Source organism: Actinoplanes campanulatus, assembly GCF_014647795.1.
GTDB classification, from domain to species: domain Bacteria; phylum Actinomycetota; class Actinomycetes; order Mycobacteriales; family Micromonosporaceae; genus Actinoplanes; species Actinoplanes campanulatus.
Genome location: NZ_BMPW01000001.1, coordinates 920,884 through 945,754, shown reverse-complemented (window position 1 = coordinate 945,754; position 24,871 = coordinate 920,884). Strand labels below are relative to the sequence as shown.

Sequence of the window (24,871 nt, the reverse complement as noted above, 5' to 3'; positions counted from 1 at the left end):
GCATGGCCGGTCAGGTACAGGCGCTGCGGCGGCGTATCCGAACCGTCAAGTCGACCAAGAAGATCGCCAAGGCGCAGGAGCTGGTCGCCACCAGCCGGATCGCCAAGGCGCAGGAGCGGGTGAACGCCTCCCGGCCGTACGCGGAGGCGATCACCAAGGTCCTGGGCGCCCTGGCGACCAACGCGTCGGTCGACAACCCCCTGCTGGTCGCGCGTGAGCGTGTCCAGCGGGCGGGTGTCCTGCTGATCACCAGTGACCGGGGCCTGGCCGGCGCCTACAACGCCAACGCCATCCGCACCGCCGAGCAGCTGATCGCTCAGCTGAAGTCGGAGGGTAAGGAGGTCGCGGTGTACATCGTGGGCCGCAAGGGCTTGGGTTTCTACCGGTTCCGCAACCGGCCGGTGGCCGCCAGCTGGACCGGTTTCTCGGAGCGCCCGTCGTTCGCCGACGCCAAGCGCATCGGTGACGCCCTGATCGAGGCGTTCGAGGCCGGTTCCGACGCGGACGGCACGTTCGGCCCGGAGAACATCGAGGGCGTCGACGAGCTGCACATCGTGAGCACCGAGTTCAAGTCTCTGATGACGCAGAGCGCCAACGCGAAGCCTCTCGCGCCGGTGCAGGTCGAGAAGCAGGAGAAGAAGTCCTCCGAGCTGAAGGCGGCCTACGAGTTCGAGCCGGAGGCGGACGAGCTGCTCGACGCGCTGCTGCCGAAGTACCTCAACACGCGTCTCTACGCGGCGTTGCTGGACTCGGCGGCCAGCGAGTCGGCCTCGCGCCGTCGGGCGATGAAGAGCGCGTCGGACAACGCCGACGACCTCCTCAAGCGGTACACGCGCGAGATGAACTCCGCGCGGCAGGCTGCGATCACCCAGGAAATCAGTGAGATCGTCGGCGGCGCCAACGCGCTGGCCGCGGCGGGAAGTGATGTGTGATGACTGCTGTAGCTGAGCCCACCAAGGCGGAGACCGCTGTCGGCCGCGTCGTCCGGGTCATCGGCCCGGTCGTCGACGTCGAGTTTCCCCGTGACGCCATGCCGGCCATCTTCAACGCGCTGCACGTGGAGGTCACCCTCTCCGGCGGCACGAAGAAGCTGACCATGGAGGTCGCCCAGCACCTGGGTGACAACCTGCTCCGCGCCATCTCGATGCAGCCGACCGACGGCCTCATCCGGGGCGCCGAGGTCAGCGACACCGGCGCGCCGATCTCGGTGCCGGTCGGTGACGTGACCAAGGGCCACGTGTTCAACGCCCTCGGCGAGGTGCTCAACGTCGACCCGTCGACGCTGGACATCCAGGAGCGCTGGGCGATCCACCGCAAGCCTCCGGCGTTCGCGGACCTCGAGCCGAAGACCGAGATGCTGGAGACCGGCATCAAGGTGCTCGACCTGCTCGCGCCGTACGTGCGTGGTGGCAAGATCGGCCTGTTCGGCGGTGCCGGCGTGGGCAAGACGGTGCTCATCCAGGAGATGATCATCCGCGTTGCCCGTAACTTCGGTGGTACCTCCGTGTTCGCCGGCGTCGGCGAGCGCACCCGTGAGGGCAACGACCTCATCCTGGAGATGGAGGAGGGTGGCGTTCTCGACAAGACCGCCCTCGTCTTCGGCCAGATGGACGAGCCGCCGGGCACCCGTCTGCGGGTCGCCCTGACCGCCCTCACCATGGCGGAGTACTTCCGGGACGTCCAGAACCAGGAGGTGCTGCTCTTCATCGACAACATCTTCCGGTTCACCCAGGCCGGCTCCGAGGTCTCCACCCTGCTCGGCCGTATGCCGTCGGCCGTGGGTTACCAGCCCACCCTGGCCGACGAGATGGGCGAGCTCCAGGAGCGGATCACCTCGGTCCGGGGCAAGGCCATCACCTCGCTCCAGGCGATCTACGTGCCCGCCGACGACTACACCGACCCGGCGCCGGCCACCACGTTCGCCCACCTGGACGCGACCACCAACCTCGAGCGGTCGATCTCCGACAAGGGCATCTACCCGGCCGTGGACCCGCTGGCCTCCAGCTCGCGGATCCTCGCGCCCGAGTTCGTGGGCGCCGAGCACTACACGGTCGCCCGTGAGGTGCAGCGGATCCTGCAGAAGTACAAGGACCTCCAGGACATCATCGCCATCCTCGGTATGGACGAGCTCTCCGAGGAGGACAAGGTCACGGTCGCCCGGGCCCGTCGTATCGAGCGGTTCCTGTCGCAGAACACCTACGCGGCGGAGCAGTTCACCGGCGTTCCCGGCTCGACGGTCCCGCTCAAGGAGACCATCGAGGCCTTCAAGAAGATCGCCGAGGGTGAGTACGACAACTACCCGGAGCAGGCCTTCTTCATGTGCGGTGGCCTCGAGGACCTCGAGAAGAACGCGCACGAGCTGATGAAGGGCTGATTCAGCCCGCACGCTGTGGGGCCGCGCCGGCATACGCCGGCGCGGCCCTTCGCGCTTTCCGAGGATTCCCGTATCCCGGCCGTCATCAGGCCGCCCGGGTATGCTGGGCCGCGCATTCGCTGATCTCCTGGCCACGCCGGGGATGCAGAGTTGGGATTCCTGTGGCGAAGTCTCTCCAGCGCCGGCGTGCGCCGCGGTGGGCCCGGCTCTGTGCCGGGGCCGGCTGCATGCTGATGGTCGTGAGCGGTGGTGTGCTGGTCTCCGGCAAAGCCCTGATCGCCAGATACACCAACGGCATCGACGCGCCCGGCACCCTGATCGGCGACCCGGCGCCCGGCGCCACCAGGAAGACGGCCGACATCGAGGGCCCGCTCGACATCCTGCTCGCCGGCATCGACCCGCGCGACGACTCGCAGGCCCCGCGCTCCGACTCGATCATCGTGGCGCACATCCCGGAGACGATGGACCAGGTGTTCCTCTTCTCCATCCCCCGGGACCTGTACGTGCGGATCCCGGCCTTCTCCAAGACCGGCTTCAACGGCACCACCGCGAAGATCAATTCGGCGATGTCGTTCGGCAGTGACACCGGCAACGGCCGGCACGACGTGGGGCAGGGCTTCCAGTTGCTCGCCGAGACGGTCGGCGACGTCACCGGAATCAGGGGCTTCGACGCCGGCGCGATCATCAACTTCGGCGGCTTCAAGAAGATCGTCGAGGCCATGGGCGGCGTCACCATGACGATCGACCAGACCGTCGAGTCCGAGCACCTCCAGCCCGACGGCACGGCCCGGCCCAAGACCGCGGCCTGCCGTAACGGGGGCTGCGACCATCCGTACACCGGTCCGCGGAAGGTCTACGAGAAGGGCACCTACCACCTCCAGGCGTGGGAGGCGCTGGACTACGTGCGCCAGCGGTACGGGCTGCCCAACGGCGACTACGACCGGCAGCGGCACCAGCAGCAGTTCATCAAGGCGATGGCCGAGCAGGCGATGAGCAGGGAGGTGGTGACCGACCCCACCAAGCTGCTCAAGGTGCTGGACGCGGCCGGTGACTCGCTCACCTTCGACGGCGGCGGCAACAGCGTCCTCGACTGGGGTCTGGCCCTCCAGGGCATCGACACCGACGACATGACGCTGATCAAGCTGCCCGGTGGTGGCCTCTACTCCAACGGGAAGTACCTCGGCGAGCAGCTGGACCCGTCCAGCGAGGAGTTCTTCCAGGCGGTTCAGGAGGACCGGATCGGCGCCTTCCTCCTTGATCATCCGGAATACGTGGCCGCCGAGAGTTGACCTGCCCACCCCGTACCACATCGGCGTCGGCCGCCGATTAGACTTCACCCGAACGGAATCGCAGCGTCAAAGGGAGACAGCGTGGCCAACCAGCTGCACGTCGAGGTCGTCGCCGTCGAGGAGAAGGTCTGGTCCGGCGAGGCCGAGATGCTCGTCGCGCGCACCACCGAGGGCGAGATCGGTGTGCTCCCCGGTCACTCGCCGTTGCTGGGCCTGCTGACCGAGCCCTCCCAGGTCCGGGTCAAGCTCGCCGGTGGTGAGCAGCTGACCTACGACGTGGCCGGTGGCTTCCTCTCCATCGACGCCAACGGTGTGACGGTGCTCGCCGAGAGCGCCACGGCCGCCACGCCCGAGTCTCACTGACACCGGCGATGCGGATTCTGGAAGCCTCCGGGATCTGCGTCGTCGCGCTGTTCGCGCTCCTCTTCGCCATCTTCTTCCGCCGCCGCCTGCTCATGGTCGGCGGCGGAACCATTCGTGTGCAGGTGCGCATCAACACGATGGTGCTCGGCCGGGGCTGGTCGCCCGGGCTCGGCCAGTTCCTCGGCGACGAGCTCCGGTTCCACCGCATGTTCAGCCTGGCGATCCGCCCCAAGCGGGTGCTCGACCGGCGGGCCCTCACGGTGGAGGAGCGGCGCCCGCCGGCCGGCCCGGAGCGCCTCACCATGCCGGGGCACTGGGTGGTCCTGCGCTGCCGGACACCGGAGGGCGAGGTCGAGATCGCCATGGCGGAGACCACGGTGACCGGTTTCCTGTCCTGGCTCGAGGCGGGCCCACCCCGCGACCCGGGCAGCCTCCGCGGCCGCACGGTCTTCGGCCCCCGCCCGATGGAGAGCTGAGCCCCCACGGCGGCCGGTCCATCGCATAGCTTGAATCCATGCGGATCCGAATCGTCGACGCCTTCACCGACCGTCCCTTCACCGGCGCGCCCGCCGGGGTGCTGATCCTCGACGGCGACGCTTTCCCGTCCGACGAGTGGATGCGCCAGGTCGCCGCCGAGGTGAACCACGCCGAGACGGCCTTCGCGCACCCGCTGCCGCCCGGCTCGGATGCCGATTGGGCGCTGCGCTGGTTCACCCCCACCGTCGAGGTCGACCTGTGCGGGCACGCCACCCTGGCGATCAGCCACGTGATCGACCCGGCCGCCCCGATCCGTTACCGGACCCGCAGCGGCATCCTCACCGCAGTGCGAACCCCGGAGGGTCTGATCACCCTCGACTTCCCGACCGCCCCGCTGGCGGAACGCCCGATCGACCCGGAGCTCGCCGCTGCCCTCGGCGCCGAGATCGTCTCGGTGCACCACACGGGTTCCACGGACGATCTGCTGGTCGAGGTCGCCGACGAGAAGACGGTCCGGGCGGTCACCCCCGACCTGCGCGCGGTGACCCGGCTGAGCCGCCGCGGCGTCATCGTCACGGCCGCGTCCGACGATCCCGGCCACGACTTCGTGTCCCGCTTCTTCGCCCCGGCCGTCGGCGTCGACGAGGACCCGGTCACCGGTAGCGCCCACACCGCCCTGGCGCCGTTCTGGGCGGCCCGCCTCGGCCGCACCGAGCTGACCGGCTACCAGGCCTCCCCACGCGGCGGCACGGTCCGCGTCGCCCTCCACGGCGACCGCACCCTCCTGAGCGGCCGCGCGGTGACGACACTCGAAGGCGACCTGAGAGCCTGAAACCCTTTCCCGGTACGGGCGCCCACACACGCTGAGAGCCAGCCGGAAAGATCAACTCCCACGTGACTCGTCCTTGCCACGAAAGGGCCACCTGAGCTGAACGGCGGTACACTCGCCACCCCCGCAAAACGCCGCCGGTGTCGAGGCAGGTGATTTGCCGACGCAGCGGGGTGTGCTGCGGCGGGAAATCGCCTGCCTCGACACCGGTTACAAGGCGTTTTGCCGCGGAGCGAAGCGGAGCCATCAGGCCCAGCGTTTTGCCGCGGAGCGAAGCGGAGCCATCAGGCACCGCCGCCGGGGACCCACTTGACGTCGCCGGACGGGTTTGCCACCCGGCTGAGGATGAAGAGCAGGTCGGAGAGGCGGTTCAGGTATTTCAGCGGCAGGTCCGAGGTGCGGTCGGGCTCCTGCTCGTAGAGGGCCCAGGCGGTACGTTCGGCGCGGCGGGCCACCGTCCGTGCGACGTGCAGCAGGGCCGCTCCCGGAGTGCCGCCCGGGAGGATGAAACTGTCCAGCGGGGCGAGGCGCTCGTTGTACTCGTCGCACCACTTCTCCAGGCGGGTCACGTACGCCTCGGTGATCCGCAGTGGCGGGTACGGCGGGTTCTCGGCCACCGGGTTGCCCAGGTCGGCGCCCAGGTCGAAGAGGTCGTTCTGGATGGCGGACAGCACCGCGACGACGTCCTCGGGCAGCTCACCGAGCGCAAGCGCCACGCCGACCGCGGCGTTGCACTCGTCGGCGTCCGCGTAGGCGGCGATCCGTGGCGCGGTCTTCGGCGCCGGCTCGTTGTTGACCAGCCGGGTCTGCCCGGCGTCGCCGGTCCGGGTGTATATGCGGGTGAGATGCACAGCCATGGACCCCACCCTACGAGGCGCGGGTGGGCCACGGCTCCTACGATTGCCCGCGTGGATGTGATCAGGGTGAAGGGCGGGGCTCGCCTCGCCGGTGACGTCATGGTGGGCGGCGCGAAGAATTCGGCGCTCAAACTGATGGCGGTCGCGCTGCTGGCCGAGGGGCGCAGCGTGGTGGCGAACGTTCCCCGGATCACCGACATAGCCATCATGGCCGAGGTGCTCCGCCGGCTCGGCTGCGATGTCACGCTCGACGGCACCGAGGCGGTCATCGACGTGCCCGCCGAGCCGGGCAGTGAGGCCGACTACGACCTGGTCCGGCGGCTGCGCGCGTCGATCTGCGTGCTCGGCCCGCTGCTGGCCCGCCGGGGTTATGTGCGGGTCGCCCTGCCCGGCGGCGACATGATCGGGTCCCGTGGCCTGGACATGCACGTGTCCGGTCTGGCCCGGATGGGCGCGGAGATCTCCGGCGAGCACGGTTTCGTGATCGCGTCGGCGCCCGGCGGCCTGCACGGCGCCAAGATCTGGCTGGACTTCCCGAGTGTCGGCGCCACCGAGAACATCCTGATGGCCGCGGTCCTGGCCAAGGGCGTCACCGAGATCGACAACGCGGCCCGGGAGCCGGAGATCGTCGACATCTGCGAGATGCTCAACGCGATGGGCGCCCGGATCGAGGGCGCCGGCACGTCCACGCTGGTGATCGAGGGGGTGCAGGGTCCGCTGAAGCCGGTCCGGCACACCACGGTCGGCGACCGGATCGTCGGCGGCACGTGGGCGTACGCGGCGGTGATGACCCGTGGCGACGTGACCGTCCACGGGGTGCGGCCGGAGTTCCTGGACATCGCGCTGGACAAGCTGGCGACCGCGGGCGCGACGATCGAGCCGGGCGACAACTGCTTCCGGGTGCGGACCAGCGAGCGGCCGCGCGGCGTCGACATCGTGACGCTGCCCTACCCGGGGTTCGCGACCGACCTGCTGCCGATGGCGCTGGGCCTGGCCTCGGTGGCCGAGGGCTCGTCGCTGATCACGGAGAACATCTTCGACGGCCGGTTCATGTTCGTGAACGAGATGGTGCGGTTGGGGGCGGACATCCGTACCGACGGGCACCACGCGGTCGTCAACGGCCGGGACCGGCTCTCCGGGGCGCCGGTCCGCGCCACCGACATCCGGGCCGGGGCGGGGCTGGTCATCGCCGGGCTCTGCGCGGACGGGGTGACCGAGGTGGGCGAGGTGCACCACATCGACCGTGGCTATCCGGACTTCGTGGCCGACCTGGCCCGGCTGGGTGTCGAGGTGGAGCGCACCGACGTGCCGGAGCCGACCTTCGACTTCTAGAAGGATTCGACTTCTAGAAGGAGCCGACGAGGCGGCGGGCCTCCTCGACCTCTTCGCAGAAGACGAGGACGCTCACCCGCCCGTCGCGCCGGATCGCTGTGGTGGCACGGATTCCCGCATCGGCTAGGAGCCGCCGGATCTCGTCGGCCACCTCCGGGTGTTCGGTGACGGCGGCCGGGAAGAGCAGGCCGTAGTCGTCCCGCTCGCCGAAGATCGCCAGGCCGTCCGCGTACCCGTCCCGGCCCGGCCTTCCGGGGGAGCCGGTGGGCTGCAGGCCCATGCGCCAGAACACCGCGCCGAGGAAGCCGACCAATCCGAAGGCGATCAACGGTCCGATGAGGTACCAGCCGTCGCTCGTGGCCATACGCACAGTCTGGCATCGCGATTCCCGGTATTCCGGCGATTCGCCCTGATCGGGGGCGGTGCTGAACCTGCGTTAAGCTGACGGCGCCTCGGCGCTAACGAAGGAGTGAGCATGGCGGGTCGTCTCGCGGTCATCGGTTCCGGATTGATGGGTTCCGGCATCGCCCAGGTCTCGGCGCAGGCCGGATGGCAGGTCACCATGCGGGACGTCGACGACGCCTCGCTCAACCGCGGCATGTCCGCGATCAAGGACTCGCTGAGCCGGTTCGCGGCCAAGGGCAAGATCGCCGAGGCGGACGTCGAGGCCACCCTCGCCCGGATCACGCCCACCACCGACCTGGACGCGGCCGCCGACGCCGACGTCGTGGTCGAGGCCATCTACGAGAAGATCGAGGCCAAGCACGAGGTCTTCAAGGCCCTCGACAAGATCTGCAAGGCCGGCGCGATCCTCGGGACCAACACCTCGGCCATCCCGATCACCCAGATCGCCACCGTCACCAGCCGGCCGGAATCGGTCGTCGGCATCCACTTCTTCTCGCCGGTCCCGATGATGCGGCTGGTCGAGCTGGTCCGTGGCTACCAGACCTCGGACGAGACCCTCGCGGCCGCGCGGTCCTACGCCGAGGAGGTCGGCAAGACCTGCGTCGAGGTCAAGCGCGATGTCGCCGGCTTCGTCTCCAACCGGCTCTTCTCGGCGATCCTCGTCGAGGCGATCAAGCTGGTCGAGTCGGGCGTCGTCTCCGCGGCCGACCTGGACACCGTCATGAAGCTCGGTTTCGGTCACGCGATGGGCCCGCTCGCCACCGTCGACCTGACCGGCCTCGACGTCATGCTGAACGCGGCGAGCAACATCTACCGCGACACCGCCGACGAGAAGTTCTTCCCGCCGGAGCTGCTCCAGCGCATGGTCCAGGCCGGCGACCTCGGCCGCAAAACCGGTAAGGGATTTTACTCCTACTGATCCTTTTCGGTCGCGCTCTCGGTGCCGGGTCTCGCTCAGCGGGGCCCGGCACGCTTGCGTTCGTCCTTAAAACCATTTCCGGTACGGATACACCTCCGACAACCGCAGGAGGACCGAACCCCGCCTTCGGCGGCTACCGCGGCCGGCCGGCTGCCACTCCAGGCCATACCCCGCCCGCCGGCCGAGCGGCCCGCCCAGCCGGCCGTGAGACAGCTCTGGGGGCCAGCCGGACCACCGATCTACGCCCGGCGGGCGCGGCACAGGCTTGACCCGCGACTGGATCGCGTGGCTCGGCGGGACGGCCGTTGTTGCCGGGGGCGGGGAACGCCGTACCGGAAAAGGGTTTCGGGGTCAGCGGGTTGTTGCGAATGAGAGCGAGAGGGCCGTGGCGGCGACCATGCCGCCCAGCAGGGTGAGGCCGATGCCGCCGATGTCGAGGCGGGCGTGCAGGCGGCTGTGGGCCGTGTAGGCGGCCAGCGGGACGCCCGAGGAGGGCGCGACCAGGAAGGTGAGCCAGCCGAGGCCGCGGATCACGGGGCCGCCCCAGAGCACCGTGTCGCCGAAGGTGACCAGGCCGGCCGCGATCAGGCCGGTGAGGACGGCGGTGAGCCCGCCGACCAGCGGGAGCAGCGGGAGTGTCCAGCGGGGCAGGGCGCCGTTGCCGGCCGGGCGGATCGTGACGTCGATGCGGTCGGCCGCGCGGGAGAGCAGGACCCGCGGGGACTGCCGGCCGGGCGCGATCACGTCCTCGCCGGGTTCCGGGCGGCGTTGCAGGGCGATCCGCGGCATGGCCTCGACCGGGGCGGGCTCGGGGAGCTCGCCGAGGGCGCGGACCCGGAGGCCGCCGGCGCGGCGGAGCTGCTCCCAGAGGCGGCCGGCTTCCCGGTCGACGTCGAGGACCTGTGCGGCGGCGGCGCCGGCCCAGCGGTCGGCGGCCAGGGCGTCGCTCTCGGCGCGGGCCAGTTCGCCGGCGGCCCGGGCGGCGCTGTCCTGGTAGGCCTGTTCGGCCTCGGCCACCTCGGCGTCGCGGCGGCGGGTCACGTCGGCGAGCGCGCTCACCATGAGCTGGTAGTCCCGGCCGAGCGGCTGGCGGTCACGTGTGGTCACTGTTCACCTCGTACGGGATGATCACCTCGGGCGTGCGGTGCACCGAGCGGTCGAAGAAGAGGGCCCGGCGGGGGCGCGGGTACCAGAGCGGGCCGCCCGGCTGGGGGTAGAGCGGCGCCAGTTCGGAGCCGTGGACGTCGAGTGCCACCCACGCGCCGATCGGGTCGTACCGGCCGGCCAGGTCGTCCCGGAGCCGGCCGGCGCCCCGCCACCAGCCGAGCACGTGGATCCGCTGTTCCGGGCCCTCGGTGAGCAGCGTGCGCAGGGCCGGCCGGTGCGGTGGCCCGGCCGCGTCCAGCCCGTAGCCGATCACGTAGCGGGGCACGTCGGAGGCGGGTGGGCCGAAGTGGACGTCCGAGGAGTCGTACCAGTCGGCGGCCGGCAGTTCGGCGACCAGCCGGGCCGCGGCCCGCTCGGCGGCCGGCTCCAGGCAGACGATGCTGAAGTGGGCCGGCCCCTGGGCGGCCAGCGACAGCGCGGCCGCCGCCAGCACGTCACACGCCTCGTCCGTCCGGGTGCCGAGAACCGCCAGGTTGCGGCCGGGCATCCGGCCCAGGCGCAGCCGGGCCGGACGGGCCGCCACGTCGATCCGCTCGCCGAGCACCGCGCCGGGCGAGGACCCGACCGGGGCGTCGGCGGACGGCACCCGCCCGGACGGCCGGTACGCCGACGGCAGCCGCGGGACCGCGTTCCCGTCGAAGAGCCGCGGCTCCTCGCATCCGGAGGGCCGGGACCGCCACAGCCGGCGCTGGACGGCCCGCCAGGCGGTCCGGTCGCCGGCGTCCGGCAGCCGCACCACCCGGTTCGCCCCGGCCAGGCCGGACTCGGGGTTCACGACGGCGTGATGGCGGGGGATGACCGATGCGGCCAGGTTGTCGTCGGCCAGGACCCGCCGCGCCTTGGGCAGGGCGATCCGCAGGGTGAACTGGGCGATCAGCCCGGGACGGCCCCACAGCACCTGGATGCCGGACACCTCCTGGCAGGCCAGGATCAGGTGGATGCCCTGCGAGCGGCCGCGCCGGGCCAGGTCCTCGAGCAGCTCGGCGGCCTCGTCGGCGAGTCCGTCGCGGCCGCCGAGGAGCGCCGGGAACTCGTCGATCACCGCGACGATCCGGGGCCAGTGCCCGCCCGGGTCGGCGCCGCGCAGCCCGGACAGCCGGTCGGTGTCGTGACGTTTGGCGGCCTGGGCCCGGGTGCGCAGCTCCTCGCCGAGGTGGCGGAGCATGGCCAGGCCGAACTCGCGGTCGCCGGACACGTTCACCCCGGCGAGCCGGACCTGGGGGAGCCAGCTCGGGTCGCGGGGGCCGGGCACGTACCGGGCGAAGGCCTCGCCGTCGGTGAAGTCGAGCAGGTAGAGGGCCAGTTCCTCGGGGCCGTACCGGGTGGCGAGCGAGCCCAGCCAGGTGTGGATCAGGTTGGTCTTGCCGGACTCGGCCGGGCCGCCGATAAGGGCGTGCGGCGGGTCGTCGCCGAGCGTCACCTCGACCAGGGAGCTGTCGGTGCTGTCGCCGATCGGGGCGATCAGGCCGTACCGGGAGGACTCGGCCCAGGTGCGGGCCGGCTCCAGGTCGGCGAGCCGGGCCGGGGGCGGGCCCTCGCACAGCCGCTCGGTGGTCTCCCGGCAGAACGCGGCGACCCGTTCGGCGGGTGGCGGCGGGTCCAGCTGGACCTCCAGCCGACCCAGCGAGGCGCAGGTGGCGACCCGGTCCCGGACCACGATCCGTTCGACAGCCGAATGGTCCTCCAGCTCCAGGCCGCGGACCACCAGGTGCACCCCACGGCCCACCCCGGTACGCACGATGCGGTCCAGCTGGGCCCGTTGCGCCCGGGTCATCTCCTCGGTGGTGGCCCGGTCGGCGAGCAGCACCACGAGGCGCCAGGACTCCCGTACGGCCGCCGAGCAGATGTGCTCGACCGTCTCGTCGAGCAGCGCCGTCAGTCCGCCCGGACCGACGATCCGTGGCCCGAGCGGCGCGAACGCACCCAGCGTGCCGCCCAGGCGCTCCGGGTCGTAGACGGTCAGCTCGACCTCGCCGGGCCGGGTGCTGCCGAGGGCCCGCAGCAGCAGCCCGGTGATCACCTCGTCCAGGATCGCGGGCGGCCCGCTCAGGTGCAGGTGTGCCACGTCGAGCAGCGGGACGAGGCCGGGCAGCGGGGTCGCCCCGTCGAAGCTGATGGTGCCGATCCGCAGCAGGCCGGGTGACCGGCCGGGCGCGGGCTCGCTGGGCGCCCACAGCTTCCAGGGTGCCCCGGCCGCCCCGGTGGCGCTGACCGTGGCCAGCCCGCGCAGGTGCCCGGCGAGGCGGGCGGCCTCGCCGCGGTAGCGGTCCTCGATGTCGGCGCGGGTCGCCTCCCGGGCCTCGGCGAGGCGGCTCAGGCAGGTGGCGTACGCCTCCCGGACCAGCCGTCGCCGCTGCTGGGCCTCGCCCCGGGCCGACTCGGCGGCCGCCAGGACGGCACGGGCGGTCCCCCGCGCCTCGGCGAGCTCCTGCCGGATCGCGGCGACCAGCGCGTTGCGGTGGCTACCCACGCGTTACCCCGGCGTCCATGGTGGGCGATTTTAGCCATCTTTACGGCTTTTATCCGCTTACCGGTTGCGTGTCGTGATCTCGTCCGGCGTGGCGGGCAGTGCAGGCTGCCTGGTGGCCACCTCGGTCCACAGTCGTTCGGCCACGATCATCGCGGCCTCCCGGACCCACTGCTTGGTGACCGCCTCCGGCACATACCGCCGGAACCAGTCGACGGCCAGCCGCGCCTCCCGGCTCATCCCGTCGGTCTTCGGCCGCCGGGCGTACGGGTTCAGCCCCAGCACGCAGCAGAACTGGAGCACGTTGTAGTACCGCCAGTCGTCGGTGGTGCCGAACGGGCCGGGCGGGCGCAGCGCCGAGACGGACTCCCGCAGCACCGCCCGCAACTCCCGGGCCCGCGCCCGGGGCTGATCCTCCCGCCCGGCCAGCCGCCGCTCCACCGACGGCAGATCGGTCAGCGGGCTGCGGGCCAGCCGGTTCAGGTCGCCGAAGTCGGTGAGCGCCCGCCGGGTCATCCGCAGGAACTCGGTCTCGCCGACGGTGTGCAGCCGCCGGCGCTCCCGGCGGCGCAGCAGCGCGTCCGCGTTCAGGAACAGGGCCGCCCGGTCCGAGCGCAGCCGGTCCTCGCCGGCCAGCGCCAGCCGGTCCAGCAGCCGCCGCACCTGGGCGCCCAGCCCGGCCAGCGTGGCCCCGGCCGCCAGCACCAGGAACTGGAGCGCGGCCACCCCGTCGTGCTCCGGGACCAGGAACATGGTGGCCGCCGCCGGGATCCCGGCCAGCACCAGCACGGCCAGCCCGGCGACCATCGCACGGCGCAGATCGGGCCGCAGCCGCTCACCGGCCTCGGCCGCGTGCGACACCGCCACCAGGTAGCCCACCACCAGCAGGTCCAGGCCCAGGGCGGCGATCGCGGCGCGGGCGCCCCCGGCGGTGAACAGCAGCAGGCCCAGCGCGCCCGTGCAGAGCACCGCCATCACGGTCAGCGCGACCGGGATCATCCGCGGCACCACCTGGGCGCGCAGCCGCCACAGCAGGGTCAGCCCACCGATGAGCGGGGCCAGCACCACGAGGCGGCCCGCCTGCGGCAGGAAGACGATCATCAGGAGGAACGCGGCGCCGAGGGCCAGCGCGCCGCGGTCCACCGGGCGGCGCTCGGCCGGGGTGAGCGGCAGCAGCGACACCACCGCCCCGGCCCAGCACAGCGCCGGGATGCAGAGCAGGATCTCGGCGGCATCGGAACCGGGGGCCAGCGTCCAGGCGGCCACGCCGAGGGCGTACGACACGAGGGCCGTCGCCTGCCAGCGCAGACTGGCCCGGTCCGGATCACGGCCGATCAGGTAACAGGCGAACCACCAGGCGAGGGCGAAGGTGGGTACGGCGATCGCGGGCACCCGAGAAGTCAACCAAACAGGTGACGGGTCTCGACACTCCCGATCCGCTCACGCTTACGGCGGCGACGCCGGCGCACCACCCAGACCGCCGCCCACACCAGCACCCCGAGAACGCCCAGGACGAGCACCGGAAGCACGATGGCCAGCACCGACATGACGACGCTGCCGATGTCCTCGGCCGTGCTGGCGACCGGGGCGCCGAGCCCGCCGGTGGTCGCATTGACCACAGGCCGGGACGCCGATTTCACACCGTGGACGCAGAGCGCGATCACCACCCCCGCCGCGATGGGCATCCACTGGTGCGAGCCGAAGAACGCGCCCGGGTCGGCGACGGTCACCGTCTCCGAGGAGGAGCCGGCCCCGAACGCCAGACCACCGGCGGTCGGCCGGACGAACGTCTGCACCACGTCGTTGACGTGATCGACCACCGGCACCTTGTCCGCGACCACCTCGACGGCGAGCAGAACCGCCAGAATCGTCAGGGTCCAGCCGTTCGACACCCAGGACCAACTGGACGGCAGCTCGATGGCGTCGGTGTAACGGGCCAGCAGGCCCATGGTGAGCAGGGGGATGTAGGCGTTCAGGCCGGCCGATGCGGCCAGACCGGTACCGGTCAATGCTTCGAGCACGATCTCAGCATGGCACCGCCGCGCTCGTGCCGCCCGCCCGGCGCCGGTCCGCCTCAGGTACCGTCGCTGGGTGCGTCTGGTCATCGCGAAGTGCTCCGTGGACTATGTCGGCCGTCTTTCCGCCCACCTGCCCCCGGCGGTGCGGCTGCTGATGGTCAAGGCCGACGGGTCGGTGTCGATCCATGCCGACGACCGTGCCTACAAGCCGCTCAACTGGATGAGCCCGCCCTGCAAGCTGCAGGAGGCGCCGGGCGTCTGGAAGGTGGTGAACAAGGCCGGCGAGGAGCTGCGGATCACCCTGGAGGAGGTCTTCCAGGATTATTCGTACGAGCTGGGCATCGACCCCGGCCTCCAGAAGGACGGCGTCGAGGCGCACCTCCAGGAGCTGCTGGCCAAGCACCCGGAGACGTTCGGCGAGGGCTTCACCCTGGTCCGCCGGGAGTTCATGACCGCCATCGGGCCGGTCGACCTGCTGTGCAAGGACGCCGCGGGCGGATCGGTGGCGGTCGAGGTCAAGCGGCGCGGGGAGATCGACGGGGTGGAGCAGCTCACTCGTTACCTCGAACTGATGAACCGGGATCCGCTGCTCGCCCCGGTGAAGGGCATCTTCGCGGCCCAGGAGATCAAGCCACAGGCCCGGGTGCTGGCCACCGACCGCGGCATCCGCTGCGTCGTCGTCGACTACGACGCCCTGCGCGGCATGAAGCGCGACGAGCTCACCCTCTTCTGAACCCGGTCGGCGGTCAGCGGGTGGCCAGCTCGACCCGGTCGGGTGAGGTGGTGAAGGTCAGGTAGGCGTGCACGCCCAGGTATCCGAGGCCCACCTGGAAGACCAGCAGGCTCAGGGTGGCCGGGGCGGCCGTCGCCAGGGCGACCACCGTGGGCAGTGCCAGGATCAGCAGGTCCAGGCCCGCGAAGGCGTGCAGGAGCGGGCCGGTCGGGACCGAGCCCATCGGCGTCTCCACCGGCAGCAGGTCGTTGCGGACCAGACCGGCCCGGGCCGCCCGCAGAGCGGCCACCGCGCCGATCGGGCCCAGCGCCAGGCCCAGCGGCCACCACTGGCCGGGCGGGAGCGCGCCGGTCAGCTGGAGCAGCCCCAGCGCCACGGTGGCCCAGATCGTGCCCAGCGAGGCCGGCACCCACAGCCGCTGCCACAGCGTCCGGCGTGAGGTCAGGCCCAGCAGGCGCAGCAGCACCGGGTTGGTGGCGTCGGTCTTCACGGCGGACGTCGTGGTCCGGGCGGCGAGCATCGTGCCGATCAGCAGGGTGCTGGCCAGCAACCACGGTGGGGCGCCGGACAGCAGCAGCGGCAGCGTGGTGGCGGCCGCCGCCCAGAGCAGCCGGGGGACCCGGCGCCGGGCCAGCAGCAGGTCCTGGGCGGTCAGCGGCGGCAGCCGGCGGGGCAGCGGGGTGGACCGCAGGCGGCGGTGTGCCCAGTAGCGGCGCTCCAGCATGTCGGCCAGGAAGGACGGCTCCACGCCGTACACCGAGTCGGCCAGGGTGCCCGCCGTCTTGGCCGAGTCCAGGATCAGGTCGTTCGGGGTGCGCGCGAGGTCGCGTACGGCCAGAAGGAAGCCGGCGGCGGCGACCACCGCGAGCAGCCCGGTGAGCGGGACCACGACGACGGCCGGCGGCCACCCACCGGGAGTGGGCGGCGTCCACCCGGCCTCCTCGGCGACCAGCACGGCCAGCCCGGCGGCGACCGCCACCCGCCCGGCCGTGTCGGCGATCCGGGACACCCGGGGCCGCGCCTGCGCGGTCGCGGCGGCCACCGCGAGCAGGACGCCCAGGACGGCGCCGGTCGCCACCAGGACGATCGAACCGGTGGACGCGGCGTGCCCGAGGATGCCGAGCGCCGCGGCGGCGCCCGCCAGGGCCGCGCCGACTGTCGCGACGGTCAGCGTGGGCGAGAGCAGGCGGCGGCGGCTGACCGGCGCGGTGAGCAGGAAGTACGCGGCCGGGCGGCTGACCGTGACCGGGCCCAGCCGGCGCAGCGTGGCGAAGAGCAGGCCGGCGCAGACGGCGGCCCAGGCCAGCGCACCGGAGCCGGTGAGGTTCGGGACCAGCGGGCTGAAGACCGCGGCCAGCGTCTCCTGGGCCATGGCGGCCAGCACCAGGATCGAGAAGACGACGACGTACGCCGTGGTGGCGGTCTCCCCGCGATCCCGGTGGGCGGACTGCGTGCGGCGGATCCAGCGGCGCACCGGCCGCAGCTCGACGACGGTCACAGCATGTCCATCGAGACGATCTCGGCGCCCGAGGCGACCGCGAACTTGTCGTCGTGGCTGGCCAGCAGCAGCGAACCGCCGCCGGCCAGGTAGTCGGCGAGCATGCCGGCGACCACGGCCCGGCCGTCCGGGTCCAGGCGCTGCTCCGGCTCGTCCAGGATGAGCAGCGCGCTCGGGCGCAGCAGGACCAGCGCCAGGGTGAGCCGCTGCTTCTGGCCGGAGGAGAGCGACGGCGGGATGGCGTCGGCGTGCCCGCCCAGCCCGAGCCGCTCCAGCGCCTCGTCGATGCCCGCCTCGGCCGGATCCTGTCCGTGCGCCCGGCAGACCAGTTCGGCGTGCTCGTGGGCGGTCAGGCCGGGGTACCAGGTGGGCGGCTCGACCGTGGTGGCCACCGCCCGCCAGAAGTCCGGACGGTCGCCCGGCTCGCAGCCGTTCACCCGGATCACGCCCGAGTCCGGGCGCTGGAGGCTGCTCACACAGCGCAGCAGAGTGGACTTGCCGATGCCGTTCTCGCCGGTGACGCAGACACCGGCGCCGGCCGGGACGGTGAGCCCCACGTCGACCAGCACCGGGGTCGAGCCGTAGCTGACATTCAGATCATGGACTTCGACTGCGGGATGATCGGCCACCCCTTCGAGGCTAAGGCTTCCGTCCATAGAGCAGACGCAGGGCCTTCACGATCTGCTTCACCTGGGCCGGGGTGCGCTCGAAGGTCATCGCCGGGAGCAGGGACGGGCCACGCCGGACGGTGATCGCCTTGGCTCGGGCGAACTCGCGCAGCCCGTCGTCGCCGTGGATGCGCCCGAAGCCGGACTCGCCGACCCCGCCGAACGGCAGGTTGCCCATGCCGACGAAGGTGAGCGTCCCGTTCACGGCGACCATGCCGGAGCGCAGCCGGCGGGCGATCCGGATCGCGTTCTTCTTCCCGAAGACGGAGCCGCCCAGCCCGTACGGCGTGTCGTTGGCCTTCGTGACGGCCTCGTCCGCGTCCCGCACCTTCGTGATGGTGAGGGTCGGGCCGAACGTCTCCTCGCGCATCTCCGACGAGTCCTCGGGCACGTCCACCAGCACGGTGGGGGAGACGTACGGCGCCTGCACCGCCTCCGCGCCGCCGAGCACCGCCCGGCCGCCCTTGGCCAGCGCGTCCTCGATGTGGTCGCGGATGATGTCGAGCTGCTTCGGCATGGTGATCGGGCCGATCTCCTCGCCGGTGCGCAGCTTGCCGGCCTTCGCCACGACGGCGTCCACGAACCGGTCGTAGACCGGCTCGACGGCGTAGACCCGCTCGATGCCGATGCAGGTCTGCCCGGCGTTGGTCATGGCGCCCCAGACGGCGGCCTCGGCGGCCGCCTCCACGTCCGCGTCGGCGTCGACGATCAGGGCGTCCTTGCCGCCGGCCTCGAGCACCACCGGCACCAGGTTCTCCGCGCAGGCGGCCATCACCTTCTTGGCGGTGGCGGTCGAGCCGGTGAAGGAGATCTTGGCCACCCCGGAGCGGCACAGCGCGCCGCCGACGTCGCCGAGCCCGTGCACCACCTGGAGCACCGGGTGCTCCGGCACCACCTCGGCGAACGAGTCGGCCAGCCACTGCCCGACCACCGGCGTGTACTCGCTCGGCTTGAAGACGATCGCGTTGCCGGCCGCGAGCGCGCCGCTGATCGGGCCGACCGGGGTCACGATCGGGTAGTTCCACGGGCCGATCACGCCGACCACGCCGTACGGCTGGTACTCCAGGTGGCCGGAGTGCTCGGCGACCAGCAGCCGGGTCCGGACGCGGCGCGGCCCGAGCACCCGCTTGGCGTTGCGGGCCGCCCAGTCCAGGTGCTCGACGGCGGCGGTGGCCTCGATCAGCCCGTCGGTGACCGGCTTGCCGGACTCCCGGTGGGTCAGCTCGGCCAGCTCCTCGATCCGCTGCACGATCAGCGAACGCCAGCGCAGCATGCGGGTCCGGCGGCCCGCGAAGCCGAGGCCCTGCCACCAGACGGCCGCCTCCCGGGCGCGCTCGACGGCCGCGAGCACCGCCTTCTCGTCGGCGACCGGTACGCGGCCGGCCTCCTCACCGGTGGCCGGGTTCGTCGAGATCAGCCGGCCGTCCTCGATCACTGGCAGGCCGGGAACGTGAGTCGCCGTCATGTCCGCGAGTCTAGGGTGATTGTTACCAGTGAGTCACTACGTACGCTTGAGCTTGTGAGCCCCCGCCGTAATCGCCCCCGGTCCGCCAACAAGGACGAGGAGCGGCCCGACCGTCCCGGCATCACCGAGGACCGCGTCCAGCAGTGGCAGGACGGTGACTTCATGGTGCGGAACGTGTTCGGTGCGGCGGCCGTCAAGACCTACCGCTGTCCGGGGTGCGTCCAGGAGATCCGGCCCGGTGTGGCGCACGTGGTGGCCTGGCCGGTCGACGACCGTGGTGACCTGACCGACCGCCGCCACTGGCACTCCGGCTGCTGGCGGGCCCGTGACCGCCGGGCCCCAGGGGTGGAGCGGTCGCGCAACGCCCCACGCTATGGGTAATGATCGCGGCATGAGCAACCACATCCGTGCCAACTCGATCCTCCCGGCCCACCGGGAGGACATCGAGCTGCACACCGCGGACGGCGTCACCCTCGTCGGTGAGCTGGCCCGGCCGCTCGACCGCGAGCCGGTGGCCACCCTCGTCTGCCTGCACCCGCTGCCCACCCACGGCGGCATGATGGACAGTCACGTCTACCGCAAGGCCGCCTGGCGGCTGCCCGCCCTGGCCGGGATCGCCGTGCTGCGCTTCAACACCCGCGGCACCAGCAGCGTCCGGGGCACCAGCGGCGGGGCGTTCTCGCAGGCGGTGGACGAGCGCTACGACGTGGCCGCCGCCATCGAGTTCGCGGAGTTCGCCGACCTGCCGAACATCTGGCTGGTCGGCTGGTCCTTCGGCACCGACCTGACCCTGATGTACGGGCTGGACCCGGCGGTCGCCGGCGCGATCCTGCTCTCCCCGCCGCTGCGCTTCTCCCGGCCGGAGCATCTCGCGGCCTGGGCCGGCGACGGCAAGCCGCTGACCGCGCTCATCCCGGAGTTCGACGACTACCTGCGCCCGGCCGAGGCGGCCGAGAGGTTCGCGGCCATTCCGCAGGCCGAGGTGGTGCCGGTTCCGGGCGCCAAGCACCTGTGGGTCGGCGACGCCGAGAAGGTGCTCGACGAGATCGTCCGCCGGGTGGCGCCAGAGGTGCCGACGCCGCTGCCCACCACCTGGGATGGTCCGATGGAAACCGGCGACGCCAGCGCCTATGCCGACCGGACAGTGGCCGCTTTCAACGGTCCTCAAGACTAGGGATCGCCACCTCGCGCATGATCAGCTGGATGGCGGCCACCATCGGGATGGCGACCAGGGCGCCGATGACGCCGAAGAGCCCCACTCCGACCAGGGCCGCCACCAGCGCCGCGACGTCGCTCACCCGGACCGACCGGCGCATCACCCGCGGGTAGATCAGATAGTTCTCCATCTGCTGGTAGACGATGAAGAACACGATGCAGACGATGCCGGCGGTCACCGATTCGGCGAAACCGACCAGGCTGACCACGACGGCGCCGATGGTCGCGCCGATCTGCGGGATCAGGTCGCAGATCGCCACCACCACGGCCAGCGCGAACGGATAGGCCAGGCCGAGAGCGAGCGCCAGCCCGAAACTGCACACCCCGGCCAGCACGGCGATCGCCAGCGCCCCGACCATGTAGGCGCCCACCTTACTGAGGATCTCGTCGGTGAGCAGCGCGACCCGCTCCCGGCGGCTGGCCGGCACGAGGCGGTAACCGGTCGCCTTGATCCGGTCGAAGGCGGCCATGAAGTAGATCGTCAGCACCAGCACGGTCAGGATGTTGAAGATGGTGCCGAACAGCAGCCGGGCGCCGCCGACCACCCCGCCCAGGGCGTTGCCGATCGTCCCGGCGTTCACCGCGCCCTGCACCTTGGTCGCGATGTCGTAGCGCTGCACCAGATCGTTGACCGTCCGGCTGCGGCGCAGGCTCTCCACCACCTCGGGCGCGTTGTTGATCAGCTCGGTGGTCTGGGTGACCAGCGGCGGGATCAGCGCCACCAGACCGCCGACCAGCAGCAGCACCACGCTGAGCGCGACGACCGCCACGGCCGCGCCGCGCGGCAGGCCCCAGCCGCGCAGCCGGGTCACCGCCGGGTTCAGCCCGATCGCCAGGAACAGCGCGATGAAGATCAGAACCAGGATCGAGGCCGCATTCCGTACGCCCAGGAAGAGCGTGTACGCCAGGATCAGGCCCAGCCCGAAGAGGAAGCCGAGCAGGAAGGGGTTACGCCGGTTCAGTGGGGGACCGGGCGTGCCGAAGGGCGGCCGCTCCTCGACCGGCGGCTGCTCCTCGACGGGCGCAGTCTCCTCGGGCACGGGTGGCTCGGCGGACATCAACTGAGGCTATCGCCGCTGGGCCACCCCTGCCACCGGTAGTCAATCGGCGTCGGCCGCCACCCGGCTCGCCTGCGGGACGGTCACCTTCGCCGAGGCGGTGACCTTGGCGGGCGGCTCCTTCTCGGCCGGCTGTGTGGTCACCGAACCGGCGGGATCGGCGGGCTTCTCGTCGTCCTCGGGCTCGGCGGCGGCGGCCAGCACCGCGGCGGCGGCCAGCTCGGCCACCCGTTTCGCCTCTTTCTGCACCTGGCGGCGGACCTCGGCGGCATGCCGCTCGGCGGCCTCACCGGCGCGCTTGGCCTCGGCCGTCCGGTTCAGCTCGGCCTCCAGCTCCTGCTTCGCCTCGGAGAGCCGTTGCGCGACCTGCTCGGTCTCCTTCTCGGCCGCCTTCGCCGCCTCCTGCGCGGCGTTCCGCCGCTTCTCTGCGCCGGACGTCTCGACCAGAGCGGTCTCCAGATCGCGGCCGGCCTGAGCGATCTTCTCCTGCTGCGCGGCGATCTCCTTGCGTACGGCGGTGGCCTGGTCGTCGGAGCGGCGCAGCACCTCCTCGGCGTACTTGTCGGCCTCGCTGCGCAGGTCGGAGCACTGCTTCTCGACGCCGGCGCGCATCTGGCCCAGCTCCTCGATCACCGAGTGCCGGCGCAGCGCCAGCTCGTGCTCCACGGCCGCCTTGAGGTCGGCCTGCTCCCGCTCCGCCTCGGTGCGCTGCGCGGTGATCTCCTGCTGCGTCTTCTCCCGCAGCGCCTTGAGCTCCTGCTCGGCCTGCATCCGGGTGGACTGCACGTAGCCGTCCACTTCGGCCTTGGTCCGCTGAGCGTCCTGAGTGGCCTTCTCGGTGATGTGCTTGCCCTCGTTGCGGGCCCGCGCCAGCACCGCCTCGGCCTCGGCGCGCTTCTGCTCCGCGGCCTGCCGGGCGGCGGCGATCGCCTTGTCGGTGGCGACCCGCTTCGCGGTGTCGGCCTTCTCCTCCTCGGCGCGGCGCGCGGCCAGGGTGATCTCGAAGTCCCGGATGCCGTTGTGGGCGTGCGCCTCGGCCTCGGCCCGGATCCGCTCCGCCTCGGCGAGCCGGCTCGCGATGTCGTCGGTGGCGGACGCCTTGATCGCCTCGGCCTGCTCCTCGGCGAGGAGCAGGATCTGCTCCACCCGCTTGCCGAGGTGCCGGAACGACACCTCGCCGGTGATCCCGGATTCGCGCCGGGCCTGGGTGAGCTCCGCCTGCAGGCCCTTGATCTGCGCGCTCAGCGCCTGGATCTGCGAATACGCCTGTTCGCGGTCGTTGAGGAGGGCGGCTATCTCGTTCTCCGCCCGGGTGACGTATCGCTCGACCTGCTTCTTCTCATAGCCCCGGAGGGCCGTTTCGAAGCTGGGCTCGGTGGCCGCCTCTCCGCCGAGACCGAAGATTTCACCGCCGTGCGACATGCTGTCCATCCTCACATACGCATCGTCCCGTGGCGTGTCGATACACACCGGGTTGGAAGAGACCATGCGTGTAGTTGCGATTTGTCTGACCTCGGTTGGCAAACCCAGGCAAGCGCGAAACGAGTCAGGCCGTACCGGAGAAACTCCGGTACGGCCTGATTTCGTCATGTACCGCCCGGCGGGTTCACGGTCGCGTATCCGCGACGGGTCCGCAAGCGGAGGAAGCTGAGAGCCCGGTCAGGAATTGGTCTGAGCCGCCACCGGCTCGTCACCGGTCTCCGCCTCTTCGGTCTCCTCGGCCTCCGGCTCAGCGGCCCGCTGAGCAGGGGCCGCGGCGGCGGCCACGGCAGCGGCGGCCGCCGCGGCCGGAGTGGCGGCACCGCCGACCCCCGGAACCAGGCCGGAGAGACCGGACAGCATCTGGCCGAGCTGGTTGGTGACCGCGTCCTTCTGACGGGTGAGGTCCTCGACCTCGCGGCGCGCCGCCTGGGTGGTCAGCTCCGCCTCGGTGCGGGCTTCGCTGAGCAGTCGGTTGCCCTCGGCGCGGGACTCGGTGACGGTCTTCTCCGCCAGGGCGCGCGCCTTCTCCACGGTCTCCGAGGAGTACCGCTCGGACTCGATCCGGCGAGCCTCGGCGCGCTGCTCGATCTCCTTGGCGCGGTCCTCGGCGGCGCGGGCCCGCTCCTCGGCCTCGGACACCATCTTCTGGGTCGCGGCGACCTGGGCGGCGTGCCGCTCCGACTCCTCGCGCTCCGCCTTCTCCCGGCGCTCGGCGATCTCCAGGGCCAGTGCCTGCAGATCCTTGTCACGCTTGTCACGGGCGTCGGTGAGCAGCTTGGTGGCCTCGGCGCGCTTCTCCTCGGCCTCCCGGGCGGCCTTGGCCCGGGCCTGGGTGATCTCCCGCTCGGCGGTGGCGCGCAGCGACGCGACCTCACGCTCCACGGTCGACTTGAGCTCGGCGACCTCGTGGGCGGTGACGGTACGGAGTTGCTTGGTCTCCCGGTCGGCGTCCGACCGGAGCGTGTCGGCCTCGCGGCGGGCCTGCACCCGGGTCTCGGCGGCCTCCCGCTCGGCGTGGGTGCGCACCTGCCCGGCCTCGCGCTCGGCGGTCGCCTTCATGGCGGCGGCCTCGGCGCGGGCCTTGTCGGTGATCTCCCGGGCCTCGAGACGGGCCGCGGAGAGAATGCCCTCGGACTCCCGCTTCGCCTCGTTCCGGTGGTCGTTCGCCTGCTCCTCGGCGAGACGCAGGATCTGCTCCACCCGGGTGCCCAGCCCGGAGAGCGTCGGCCGGTTGTTCTCCTCCAGCAGCTTGTTGCTGTCGGCCAGTTTCTGCTCGAGCGCGTTCAGTCGCTGCTCGGCCTGGCGCAGACGCCGCTGAGCGTCGTTCATCCGTTGCTCGGCCTCGCCGCGGGCCTGCTCGGACTGGTTCAGCGCGGCGAGCAGCCGGCCGATGTGTCCGTCGACCTGGTGACGGTCGTAGCCGCGGAGGACGACCGTGAAGTCGTGCTGCGAATTCGCGGTCTCGAAGAAGGCCAGGTTCTGATCCTGCTGCTGGGGCATTGCGCCATCCTGGCGAGAAGGGGGCGGACATGCAAGAGCCGAGGGGCATCCGAACCGCATAGTAGATCAGCTTTGACCTGGACCGTCGCGCGGCCCCGGACCGTTCGGGTGACGGCCCCGGCCGCACCGGCCGGTCCGGTGCCGTCCCGCCGCGACCTGGTCAGTCGGGGCTTCGGGTGATCACGATTCCGGCGCAGACGTCGTCGGCGCTGCTCAATGGCCCCGATCCTGCCAGGAGACCGGGGCCGCGTCAGGTCGATTCACCCGACCGGCGTACCCCCTCCGGCGGGCTCGACCAACTCGACCAGCACGCCGCCGGCGTCCTTCGGGTGGACGAAGTTGATCCGGGATCCGGCGGTGCCGCGTTTGGGGGCGTCGTACAGAAGGCGCAAACCGCGGGACCGCAGGGCCGCGGCGGTCGCCTCCACGTCGGCCACCGTGTACGCCAGCTGTTGCAGACCGGGACCGCTGCGGTCGAGGAACCGTGCGATCGCCGAGTCCGGCCGGGCCGGGGCCAGCAGTTGCAGCCGGGGGCCGTCGCCGTCGCCGACCGCGAGCATCGCTTCCCGTACGCCCTGCTCCTCGTTGGTCTCCTCGTGCACGCAGCGGAGCCCGAAGTTCGCCGCGTAGAAGGCGATCGCCTCGTCCAGGTCGGGCACCGCTATCCCGACGTGATCGATGCGGAGCAGTCCGGGGAATGTGACATTCTCGTCCCGTCCAGCGCTCGGTGTGTCGTCTGTCATGCGGTTAGTCTC

General features: G+C 71.7%; 24 protein-coding genes. 11 read left to right on the top strand and 13 right to left on the bottom strand.

The features are described from left to right. Window positions 1-2 precede the first annotated feature (2 nt). The 6 genes from IEZ13_RS04165 (at window position 3) to IEZ13_RS04140 (ending at window position 5,335) form a co-directional block, all read left to right on the top strand. Window positions 3-932 (top strand): F0F1 ATP synthase subunit gamma, encoded by a 930-nt coding sequence (locus IEZ13_RS04165; RefSeq protein WP_183216784.1) that lies wholly within the window; start codon window positions 3-5, stop codon window positions 930-932. Then, window positions 932-2,374, top strand: a complete 1,443-nt coding sequence (gene atpD / locus IEZ13_RS04160) for a F0F1 ATP synthase subunit beta (RefSeq protein WP_221244932.1) — start codon at window positions 932-934, stop codon at window positions 2,372-2,374. Before IEZ13_RS04165 ends, atpD begins: the two co-directional genes overlap by 1 nt. Before the next feature lie 233 nt (window positions 2,375-2,607). After that, a complete protein-coding gene (locus IEZ13_RS04155) occupies window positions 2,608-3,663 on the top strand; it encodes an LCP family protein (RefSeq protein ID WP_183217231.1) in 1,056 nt (351 codons plus the stop codon). An 81-nt stretch (window positions 3,664-3,744) separates the two neighbouring features. Continuing rightward, window positions 3,745-4,026: a F0F1 ATP synthase subunit epsilon gene (locus tag IEZ13_RS04150; RefSeq protein WP_183216780.1), complete on the top strand. Its 282-nt coding sequence runs from the start codon at window positions 3,745-3,747 to the stop codon at window positions 4,024-4,026. Between the two features lie 8 nt (window positions 4,027-4,034). Beyond that, window positions 4,035-4,502 carry a DUF2550 domain-containing protein gene (locus IEZ13_RS04145; protein WP_183216778.1) on the top strand — a complete coding sequence of 156 codons (468 nt, stop codon included), beginning with the start codon at window positions 4,035-4,037 and terminating at the stop codon, window positions 4,500-4,502. A gap of 38 nt (window positions 4,503-4,540) precedes the next feature. Next, window positions 4,541-5,335, top strand: coding sequence for a PhzF family phenazine biosynthesis protein (locus IEZ13_RS04140; RefSeq protein ID WP_183216776.1), 795 nt, complete (start codon window positions 4,541-4,543; stop codon window positions 5,333-5,335). Between the two features lie 281 nt (window positions 5,336-5,616). On the opposite strand, the gene IEZ13_RS04135 is transcribed toward IEZ13_RS04140, so the two are convergent. Then, on the bottom strand, window positions 5,617-6,189 hold the full coding sequence (locus IEZ13_RS04135) for a cob(I)yrinic acid a,c-diamide adenosyltransferase (protein WP_183216774.1): 573 nt from the start codon (window positions 6,187-6,189) through the stop codon (window positions 5,617-5,619). 42 nt (window positions 6,190-6,231) lie between these two features. On the opposite strand from IEZ13_RS04135, the gene murA reads away from it, so the two are divergent. Next, window positions 6,232-7,521, top strand: coding sequence for a UDP-N-acetylglucosamine 1-carboxyvinyltransferase (gene murA / locus IEZ13_RS04130; RefSeq protein ID WP_183217229.1), 1,290 nt, complete (start codon window positions 6,232-6,234; stop codon window positions 7,519-7,521). Window positions 7,522-7,534: 13 nt separating this feature from the next. On the opposite strand, the gene IEZ13_RS04125 is transcribed toward murA, so the two are convergent. After that, complete coding sequence (locus IEZ13_RS04125; RefSeq protein WP_183216772.1) at window positions 7,535-7,885, bottom strand: hypothetical protein; 351 nt, start codon at window positions 7,883-7,885, stop codon at window positions 7,535-7,537. A gap of 111 nt (window positions 7,886-7,996) precedes the next feature. On the opposite strand from IEZ13_RS04125, the gene IEZ13_RS04120 reads away from it, so the two are divergent. Then, the gene (locus IEZ13_RS04120; RefSeq protein ID WP_183216770.1) at window positions 7,997-8,845 is read left to right on the top strand and encodes a 3-hydroxyacyl-CoA dehydrogenase family protein; all 849 of its coding nucleotides are present in this window, start codon (window positions 7,997-7,999) and stop codon (window positions 8,843-8,845) included. Window positions 8,846-9,196: 351 nt separating this feature from the next. Here the strand turns inward: IEZ13_RS04120 and IEZ13_RS04115 are convergent, their stop codons facing one another. From IEZ13_RS04115 to IEZ13_RS04100, 4 genes are read right to left on the bottom strand one after another with little or no spacing between them, the layout of a single operon-like run. Next, window positions 9,197-9,952, bottom strand: a complete 756-nt coding sequence (locus IEZ13_RS04115) for a hypothetical protein (RefSeq protein WP_183216768.1) — start codon at window positions 9,950-9,952, stop codon at window positions 9,197-9,199. After that, window positions 9,939-12,482, bottom strand: a complete 2,544-nt coding sequence (locus tag IEZ13_RS04110; RefSeq protein ID WP_183216766.1) for an FtsK/SpoIIIE domain-containing protein — start codon at window positions 12,480-12,482, stop codon at window positions 9,939-9,941. Before IEZ13_RS04110 ends, IEZ13_RS04115 begins: the two co-directional genes overlap by 14 nt. 57 nt (window positions 12,483-12,539) lie before the next feature. Then, window positions 12,540-13,871, bottom strand: a complete 1,332-nt coding sequence (locus IEZ13_RS04105; protein ID WP_183216764.1) for a hypothetical protein — start codon at window positions 13,869-13,871, stop codon at window positions 12,540-12,542. 8 nt (window positions 13,872-13,879) lie between these two features. Next, on the bottom strand, window positions 13,880-14,500 hold the full coding sequence (locus IEZ13_RS04100; RefSeq protein ID WP_183216762.1) for a DUF4126 domain-containing protein: 621 nt from the start codon (window positions 14,498-14,500) through the stop codon (window positions 13,880-13,882). A gap of 70 nt (window positions 14,501-14,570) precedes the next feature. Between IEZ13_RS04100 and nucS the strand changes: the two genes are divergently transcribed. Beyond that, entirely contained in the window at window positions 14,571-15,230 is a 660-nt protein-coding gene (gene nucS / locus IEZ13_RS04095) for an endonuclease NucS (RefSeq protein ID WP_183216759.1), read from the top strand. Between the two features lie 13 nt (window positions 15,231-15,243). On the opposite strand, the gene IEZ13_RS04090 is transcribed toward nucS, so the two are convergent. The 3 genes from IEZ13_RS04090 to IEZ13_RS04080 are packed head-to-tail and all read right to left on the bottom strand — an operon-like array spanning window position 15,244 to window position 18,861. Beyond that, entirely contained in the window at window positions 15,244-16,728 is a 1,485-nt protein-coding gene (locus IEZ13_RS04090; RefSeq protein WP_183216757.1) for a DUF6297 family protein, read from the bottom strand. Continuing rightward, window positions 16,725-17,384, bottom strand: coding sequence for an ABC transporter ATP-binding protein (locus tag IEZ13_RS04085; protein WP_183216755.1), 660 nt, complete (start codon window positions 17,382-17,384; stop codon window positions 16,725-16,727). Before IEZ13_RS04085 ends, IEZ13_RS04090 begins: the two co-directional genes overlap by 4 nt. Further along, window positions 17,368-18,861, bottom strand: a complete 1,494-nt coding sequence (locus IEZ13_RS04080) for an aldehyde dehydrogenase family protein (protein ID WP_183216753.1) — start codon at window positions 18,859-18,861, stop codon at window positions 17,368-17,370. The genes IEZ13_RS04085 and IEZ13_RS04080 overlap by 17 nt, the downstream gene beginning before the upstream one ends. A 54-nt stretch (window positions 18,862-18,915) precedes the next feature. Here IEZ13_RS04080 and IEZ13_RS04075 point away from each other — a divergent pair, with 54 nt between their 5' ends. Further along, window positions 18,916-19,242: a hypothetical protein gene (locus IEZ13_RS04075; protein ID WP_183216751.1), complete on the top strand. Its 327-nt coding sequence runs from the start codon at window positions 18,916-18,918 to the stop codon at window positions 19,240-19,242. A gap of 10 nt (window positions 19,243-19,252) precedes the next feature. Further along, the gene (locus IEZ13_RS04070) at window positions 19,253-20,035 is read left to right on the top strand and encodes an alpha/beta hydrolase (protein WP_183216749.1); all 783 of its coding nucleotides are present in this window, start codon (window positions 19,253-19,255) and stop codon (window positions 20,033-20,035) included. Here the strand turns inward: IEZ13_RS04070 and IEZ13_RS04065 are convergent. The 4 genes from IEZ13_RS04065 to mce all read right to left on the bottom strand — a co-directional run bounded on the left by IEZ13_RS04065 (window position 20,016) and on the right by mce (window position 24,859). Then, window positions 20,016-21,134, bottom strand: coding sequence for an AI-2E family transporter (locus IEZ13_RS04065; RefSeq protein WP_183216747.1), 1,119 nt, complete (start codon window positions 21,132-21,134; stop codon window positions 20,016-20,018). The genes IEZ13_RS04070 and IEZ13_RS04065 overlap by 20 nt on opposite strands. A 42-nt stretch (window positions 21,135-21,176) precedes the next feature. Beyond that, window positions 21,177-22,565, bottom strand: coding sequence for a coiled-coil domain-containing protein (locus IEZ13_RS04060; protein ID WP_229794456.1), 1,389 nt, complete (start codon window positions 22,563-22,565; stop codon window positions 21,177-21,179). Window positions 22,566-22,793: 228 nt separating this feature from the next. Continuing rightward, window positions 22,794-24,116: a coiled-coil domain-containing protein gene (locus tag IEZ13_RS04055; RefSeq protein WP_183216745.1), complete on the bottom strand. Its 1,323-nt coding sequence runs from the start codon at window positions 24,114-24,116 to the stop codon at window positions 22,794-22,796. 260 nt (window positions 24,117-24,376) lie between these two features. Beyond that, the gene (gene mce, locus IEZ13_RS04050) at window positions 24,377-24,859 is read right to left on the bottom strand and encodes a methylmalonyl-CoA epimerase (protein WP_183216743.1); all 483 of its coding nucleotides are present in this window, start codon (window positions 24,857-24,859) and stop codon (window positions 24,377-24,379) included. Window positions 24,860-24,871: the final 12 nt, after the last annotated feature.

Bases quoted from the DNA above. Each gene is read 5' to 3' on its own strand.
- IEZ13_RS04080 (WP_183216753.1), bottom strand. From the start codon at position 18,861: ATGACGGCGACTCACGTTCCCGGCCTGCCAGTGATCGAGGACGGCCGG.
- IEZ13_RS04065 (WP_183216747.1), bottom strand. From the start codon at position 21,134: ATGTCCGCCGAGCCACCCGTGCCCGAGGAGACTGCGCCCGTCGAGGAG.
- IEZ13_RS04055 (WP_183216745.1), bottom strand. From the start codon at position 24,116: ATGCCCCAGCAGCAGGATCAGAACCTGGCCTTCTTCGAGACCGCGAAT.
- IEZ13_RS04125 (WP_183216772.1), bottom strand. From the start codon at position 7,885: ATGGCCACGAGCGACGGCTGGTACCTCATCGGACCGTTGATCGCCTTC.
- IEZ13_RS04165 (WP_183216784.1), top strand. From the start codon at position 3: ATGGCCGGTCAGGTACAGGCGCTGCGGCGGCGTATCCGAACCGTCAAG.
- IEZ13_RS04145 (WP_183216778.1), top strand. From the start codon at position 4,035: ATGCGGATTCTGGAAGCCTCCGGGATCTGCGTCGTCGCGCTGTTCGCG.
- IEZ13_RS04135 (WP_183216774.1), bottom strand. From the start codon at position 6,189: ATGGCTGTGCATCTCACCCGCATATACACCCGGACCGGCGACGCCGGG.
- IEZ13_RS04070 (WP_183216749.1), top strand. From the start codon at position 19,253: ATGAGCAACCACATCCGTGCCAACTCGATCCTCCCGGCCCACCGGGAG.
- IEZ13_RS04155 (WP_183217231.1), top strand. From the start codon at position 2,608: ATGGTCGTGAGCGGTGGTGTGCTGGTCTCCGGCAAAGCCCTGATCGCC.
- atpD (WP_221244932.1), top strand. From the start codon at position 932: ATGACTGCTGTAGCTGAGCCCACCAAGGCGGAGACCGCTGTCGGCCGC.
- IEZ13_RS04085 (WP_183216755.1), bottom strand. From the start codon at position 17,384: ATGGACGGAAGCCTTAGCCTCGAAGGGGTGGCCGATCATCCCGCAGTC.
- IEZ13_RS04060 (WP_229794456.1), bottom strand. From the start codon at position 22,565: ATGGACAGCATGTCGCACGGCGGTGAAATCTTCGGTCTCGGCGGAGAG.
- mce (WP_183216743.1), bottom strand. From the start codon at position 24,859: ATGACAGACGACACACCGAGCGCTGGACGGGACGAGAATGTCACATTC.
- IEZ13_RS04140 (WP_183216776.1), top strand. From the start codon at position 4,541: ATGCGGATCCGAATCGTCGACGCCTTCACCGACCGTCCCTTCACCGGC.
- IEZ13_RS04120 (WP_183216770.1), top strand. From the start codon at position 7,997: ATGGCGGGTCGTCTCGCGGTCATCGGTTCCGGATTGATGGGTTCCGGC.